Source organism: Streptomyces sp. TRM68367, assembly GCF_014495685.1.
GTDB lineage: Bacteria > Actinomycetota > Actinomycetes > Streptomycetales > Streptomycetaceae > Streptomyces.
The window spans coordinates 22,159-28,519 of the sequence record NZ_JACTVI010000105.1; the positions used below are offsets into that span (position 1 = coordinate 22,159).

At 69.5% G+C, this 6,361-nt stretch carries 5 protein-coding genes; all 5 read left to right on the forward strand.

Going from position 1 to position 6,361, the window contains the following annotated elements; translation table 11 throughout:
* The first annotated feature begins 62 nt into the window (after positions 1-62).
* The 5 genes from fxlM to H8R17_RS38285 all read left to right on the forward strand — a co-directional run bounded on the left by fxlM (position 63) and on the right by H8R17_RS38285 (position 6,289).
* On the forward strand, positions 63-1,292 hold the full coding sequence (gene fxlM, locus H8R17_RS38265; protein ID WP_223125960.1) for a methyltransferase, FxLD system: 1,230 nt from the start codon (positions 63-65) through the stop codon (positions 1,290-1,292).
* A gap of 67 nt (positions 1,293-1,359) precedes the next feature.
* Positions 1,360-1,554 carry an FxLD family lanthipeptide gene (locus H8R17_RS38270; RefSeq protein WP_187827805.1) on the forward strand — a complete coding sequence of 65 codons (195 nt, stop codon included), beginning with the start codon at positions 1,360-1,362 and terminating at the stop codon, positions 1,552-1,554.
* 75 nt (positions 1,555-1,629) lie between these two features.
* A complete protein-coding gene (locus H8R17_RS38275; protein ID WP_262505844.1) occupies positions 1,630-4,686 on the forward strand; it encodes a lantibiotic dehydratase in 3,057 nt (1,018 codons plus the stop codon).
* Positions 4,683-5,279: a lanthionine synthetase LanC family protein gene (locus tag H8R17_RS38280; RefSeq protein WP_316959658.1), complete on the forward strand. Its 597-nt coding sequence runs from the start codon at positions 4,683-4,685 to the stop codon at positions 5,277-5,279. Before H8R17_RS38275 ends, H8R17_RS38280 begins: the two co-directional genes overlap by 4 nt.
* Before the next feature lie 68 nt (positions 5,280-5,347).
* Positions 5,348-6,289 (forward strand): tyrosine-type recombinase/integrase, encoded by a 942-nt coding sequence (locus H8R17_RS38285; protein WP_316959659.1) that lies wholly within the window; start codon positions 5,348-5,350, stop codon positions 6,287-6,289.
* The last annotated feature ends 72 nt before the right edge of the window (positions 6,290-6,361 follow it).

The following is a 6,361-nucleotide window of genomic DNA, read 5'->3' on the forward strand; positions in this document are numbered from 1 at the left end:
CCCCCTAACCCCTCGGCGCGCGGGCGCCGAGAAGGAGACCGCTCGTGGATAACGTCCCCGGCATGACGACTGAGAACAACGACAACGCCCCAGCCTCCGAGCAGGAACTGCGCGACACGATGGTGCAGCAGCTCATTGAACTCGGCGCCGCCCGAAACCCCCGCGTCGTGGCCGCGTTCCGCTCGGTCCCCCGGCACCTGGCCACCCCCGAAGTGGACATGGCCAAGACTTACGAGCCCGAGTTCGCCGCCGTCACGAAGACGGACCCGACAGGCGTGGACATCAGCTCGGTCTCCTCCCCGCGCGTCCAAGCCATGCAGATCGAGCAGGCCGACATCCAACCGGGGATGAACGTCCTGGAGATCGGTTCCGGAGGGGTGAACGCGGCCTACCTTGCGGAGATGGTGGGGGAGCAGGGCCACGTCGTCACGATGGACATCGACGGTGAGGTCACACAGCGGGCGGCGGAATTCCTCAAGATCACCGGCCACCAGAACGTCACCGTGATCACCGCCGACGGTGAGCACGGCGTGCCCGGCCATGCTCCGTACGACCGCATCGTGGTCACCGTGCAGGCCGCCGACATTCCGCCCGCCTGGGTCCACCAGCTCAAGGAGAGCGGTCGGCTCGTGGTCCCGCTTCGGATGCGCGGCATGACTCGTACCGTGGCGTTCGTCCGCGACGGCGAACGGCTCGTCAGCGACGGGTTCGAGCAGTGCGGCTTCGTACCGATGCAGGGCATCGGCGAGAACCGCGTGCGCCTGGCCCTTCTCCACGATGCAGAGGGGGAGGAGATCGCCCTCCGCCTGGACGACCATCCCGAGCCCGACGTCGAGGCCCTGCGCGTCGCGCTGAGCATGCCTCGTATCGAGGCTTGGTCCGGCGTCACGGTGGCGGGTGACGAGTCCACCGACCACCTGCACCTCTGGCTGACGACCGCGCTCGACAACCTCCCTCTGATGGCCGCCAAGATCGCCGCGCGGAAGCGGGGCCTGCTCGCCTCCGCGTCACCGATCGGAGTGCCCACCCTGGTGGAGGGCGACAGCTTCGCCTACCGGACCGCACGCCCCACAGACGACCCCGACCGGTACGAGCTGGGGGCGATCGGCCACGGGCCGCAGGGGCAGAAGGTCGCGACCCGCCTGGTGGAGGAGATCCAGGTCTGGCACAGCGATCACCGCCAGCATCGCGCGCACATCGAGGTCCACCCGGCGGGCACCCCGGACTACCAGCTTCCCGCAGGCCGAGTCATCGACCGGTCCCACACGCGGGTCACGATCACCTGGCCGTGACGCCTCCAACGTCGCGGCCAGGCCGGCACAGCACATCCACCCAACCTCTCTCAGTGAGGAGAACGTGATGGCACCGCAGAGCACCAGCACGACGCTGAAGGCCGCTACGGACTTCGGTTCTGCCGCCGGGTCGGACTTCGACCTCAACATCGAGACCGTCGCCTCCGCCCCCGTCATCGGCTCGCTACTGAACGACACCAGCGACAACTGCACGTCGACCTGCGAGTCCGCCTGTTCCAACAGCACCTGCATCGGCGGCTGACTCACTGGTGCGGGGGCCGGGCCGAGTCCGAACGGCCCGGCCCCGCACCACCGCGACAAAGAAGGAGGCACAGCCATGTACCGCGCCGTTGACGCGAACATGATCCGAACATCGCTCTTCCCGCTGGCGGCCACGCTGCCTCCCTGGCCCGACCTTGACGGTGACGCCCCCGCCGACGTCGAGCGCTGGCGCGAGTGGGCCAGCCAGGTGTGGGCGGACGACACCAGGGCCGCAGCCATCGAGTTCGCCGCTCCGCTTCTTGCCGCTGCCATCCGCGACGTGCTCAGCAGGGACCAGCGGAGGCTGCGCGCCGTCCGGCGCACCGCGGCCTCACTGGCCCGCTATCTGTTGCGAACGCAGCACCGCGCCACACCGTTCGGTCTGTTCGCCGGCGTAGCCCCCGTGGGCGTCGGCCGCACAGCTCGGGTGAAGTGGGGAACGGAGCACCGTGCTTTCGCACGGGCCGATGCCGAGTGGCTGAACGACGTCACCACCGCCATCGAGCAGAACCGGGAAGTGCTGCGGCGCCTGCCCGTCATGCTCGACCCCGCCTGCGTCGTGCGAGGCAACCGGGTCGGCGTAGCGAACCAGCCGGGTACGGAGGGCCCGACCGACACCACGCTACGGCGCACACCAGCCGTGGAAGCCTTACTCACCCACGCCCGGGCCCCGATCACCGCCGGCGACCTCGTGGCCAAGCTCCACGGCGACTACCCGGACACCCCGACCACGGTGATCGAGGACATGGTAGGCAGCCTTGTCGCCCACCGCGTCCTACAAACCAGCCTGAACGCCCCCATGACGTGTGACGACGCACTAGGGCATCTCGTCGCGCAGCTCGACGCCGCAGGCACCGCCGCTACAGCGGGCGGAGCCGCGATGACCGAGGAACTGCGCCAGATCCACCAGCTCCTCACCCTTCACGACACCGCGCCCCAAGGCAAGCAGCAAGCCCTTCGCGACCAGGCAACCGCCCGGATGAGCTCCCTCACCGGCACCACATCCGGCACCCTGGTGGTGAACGTGCGCCCCGACTGCGACATCGTCCTGCCGACAACCGTCACACGCGAGGCGGAGCGCGCCCTGGAGGTCATCTCCCGCATCTCGCCGTACCCGAACGGCTCCCCGGCGTGGCAGGACTACCGCGCGCGGTTCCTGGAGCGCTACAGCATGGGTGCGATCGTCCCCCTGCGCGACCTCACCGACCCGGACACCGGCCTCGGCTTCCCTGTCGGCTACCGCGGCACGGTCTTGAAGCGGCCGGTGCTGGCCACGACCCGCCGCGACGAACACCTTCTCGCGCTCGCCCAGGCAGCCGCCCTCAACGATCAGCGTGAAGTCGTCCTCACCGAGGGGAACATCGAGGCCCTGTCTTTCGGGGACCCCACGCAGGTCCCCGCGCACGTCGAACTGTGCTTCACCGTGCTGTCCCCCTCACTGGAGGACGTGGAGCACGGCCGGTTCGAACTGGTCACGGCGGGGCTGTCCCTCGCGGCCGGCACCACGACGGGCCGCTTCCTGGCGATGCTGGACCAGCCCGACCGCGACCGGATGACCGCCGCGTACGCCGCCCTGCCGACGCTGGCCGCCGACGCCGTGCGCGGGCAGGTGTCCAGCCCTCCGCTGAAGCTCCCGACCCGAAACGTCGGCCGCGCCCCGGCCGTCGTACCGCACGTGCTCTCAGTCGGCGAGCACAACCCGCAGGCCACCCTCGACCTGGACGACCTCGGCGTCGTTGCTGACTCCCGGCGCCTGTACCTGGTGTCGCTCTCCACGGGCCAGCTCATCGAGCTCTCGGTCATGAACGCCGTGGAACTCAGCAACGCCACCCACCCACTCGTCCGCTTCGTCAGCGAACTGCACCGCTCCCACACCGCCATCCTCACCCCCTTCGCCTGGGGGCCGGCGGCCCGGCTGCCGTTCCTGCCCGAAGTCCGCGTCGGCCGCACCATCCTGTCCGCCGCCTGCTGGCGGCTGAGCGCACGCGACCTCAGCGACGACAGCGACGACGGACGGGACTGGATGTTCCGCTTCACCGACTGGCGCATCCGCTACGGCGTGCCCCGCACCGTGTACGCCGGCGGCAACGACCAACGGCTACGCCTGGACCTCGACTTCACTGCCCACCAGCAGCTCCTGCGCGCCGAACTCGATCGCCACGGAACCGTGTCTCTGCACGAAGCACCAGACGAGGCCGCGTTCGGCTGGCTGGGTCGCGCCCACCAAGTCACCATGTCCTTCGCCTCCGACCAACAGCCTTCCCCCGCCCCCATCTGCTGTACGGCTGCCGTCGTGAGCCTGACCTCCAGCCGACTGCCCGGCGCGACGGAGTGGGCGTACCTGAAGCTGTACTGCAACGCCGACCGGGAGCCCGAGGTGTTGACCACCCACGTGCCGCGGCTGTTCCTCGACTGGGGAACCGAGGCGCCCACATGGTGGTTCATCCGCTACGCCGACCCTGGCAGCCATCTGCGTATACGTCTGCACCTGCCGTCCCCGGAGGCCTTCGGTGACGCTGCCCACCGCGTTGCAGTGTGGGCGGCCGGACTGCGTGACGAGGGCCTGATCCAGCGGGTGCAGTGGGACACCGACGCCTTGGAAATCGGCCGCTACGGCACGGGGGCCGCGCTTGAGGCCGCAGAGCGATACTTCGCCGCCGACTCCGCCGCCGCGCTTGCCCAGCTCGTCCTTCCTTTGCCTGACAGCCAGCGCCCCGCGGTCACCGCCGCCAGCTATGTCGACATCGCCGCCGCCCTCCTCGGCTCTCCGGAGGAAGCGTGGGCATGGCTGGCCGCCAACTTCCCGAAGGGCGAGGGCGCCGCCGCCCCCCGCGACGTGCAGGCCATGACCGTACGTCTCGCTGACGGAGCCTCCGGCTACCCGGCCGTTCGGGCACTCCCACGCGGTGAACACGTGGCGGAGGTGTGGCAGCTGCGCAGCGACGCCCTCACCGAGTACCGCAAGGCGCTCGAAGCGGTCGGCGCTGACCCGGGCGCCGTCCTGCCGTCCCTGCTGCACATGCACCACAACCGCGCTGCCGGGATCGCCCCCGATGCCGAAGCGAACTGCCGACGCCTCGCCCGCGCTGCCGCCCTGTCCTGGACCATCCGCACCGAAGGAGCCAAGCGGTGACCACCGCCCCGCCCATCACCGACACAGCCATCGCCGCCCGGCAGTCTCTCGCGCACGGCCCCCTCGGTGCCGCCCTGCTCCCCATCGAACGCGCCCACCGCGGCCTCACCTCATGGCGTGACGTCCACGAGCAACTCGCCGACATCCGCCCGCTGATCGACGGAGACACGGCCGGCCTGTTCCTCGGCGCCCCCGCCATGGCGTATGTCCTTCACCTCGCCGCCGCTGACAGCGACCGGTACGCCGGAGCCCTGGACACCCTTGACGGCATCGTGGCCGCGCACACCCGCCCTCGCCTGGTCGCCGCCCACGAGCGCATCGACCAGGGCCGCTACGCCGCCTTCGCCGAGTACGACCTGTTCCGTGGACTGACCGGCCTCGGTGCCCTCCTGCTACGTCGACAGCCGGAGGGCCACGAACTGAGAGGAGTGCTGGAGTACCTGGTCCGGCTCACCGAACCGATCGCCGGGCCCAACGGGGAGCAGCTGCCCGGCTGGTGGGTCGGCCACTCGCCCGCCAACAAGACCGTCGCCCAGGGCGGCCACGCCAACGCAGGGCTCGCGCACGGCATCACCGTTATCTTGGGTGCCTGAAAGAGTCTCTGGCACATGAGGCATGTAGGGTAAAGACCAACGTGCCTCACAGATACATCGGGGTTCAAGTGACGTATGAATCCATCAGCCCACCCCCTCTTCCGTTCCGTTCCGAGAAGGCACTGTCTCCGGACGACGGCTCCCCCATGTGGGTCGTGGTGGACGCCGCCTATGAGTTGCACCAGTACTCATCGGCGTATCTGGCCTCCCTCCGCAGTGCGGAGGACGCGTCGGTGAACACCGAGCGGACCTACGCCGGCCGCATCGCCCTGTACCTCTGCTACTGCGGGGATCACGGCGTCGACTGGGCTGACCCTTCGATGCGACAGCTCGCCGGATTCCTGAACTGGCTGGTGGATGAGCCGCTGCCGCCCAGGGGCCAGGTGGTACGCGTGGAGCCCAAGTACCGCTCCAAGGGCACCGCCAACGCCATCGTCGGTACGGTCTTCCGGTTCCTTCGGTACTGCGCGCTGCTCGACGACAGTCCGGTGTCCGCCGACCTGGCCACGAAGCTGTACGAGCCGAAGCAGCTGCGCTACGCGCCTCCTGGGTACGATCGGGGCGAGGAGGGCCAGTTCTCGACCGTCAACGTCAAGACGATCAAGTTCAAGATCGTGGTCCCTGGCTACGAGTACCTGACGGATGACGAGATCCGGCAGGTCCTGGACTGCACGGTGCACGCCCGCGACCGCCTGCTGGTCGCGCTCTTGGCGGTCACGGGCATCCGCATCGGCGAGGCTCTGGGGCTGCGCCGGGAGGACATGCACCTGCTGGCCAGTTCCAAGGTGCTGGGCTGCGCGGTCGCCGGGCCGCACATCCACGTCCGGCGTCGGCAGAACGCCAACGGGGCCCTGGCCAAGACCCGTAAGCCTCGCTGGATCCCGGTCGGCGAGGACATCGGCGGTCTGTACGCGGACTACCAGTGGGAACGCGACCGGGTGCCGGAAGCGGCGGACTGCGACATGGTGTTCGTCAACCTCTTCGCCGCCCCGCTCGGGGCCTGTCGATGAATTAGTGGGGCGTGTCGTGCTCGGCGGCCTGGGATGTCGCGTGCATGACGTAGCTGGCGAGGTCGCTGGGGT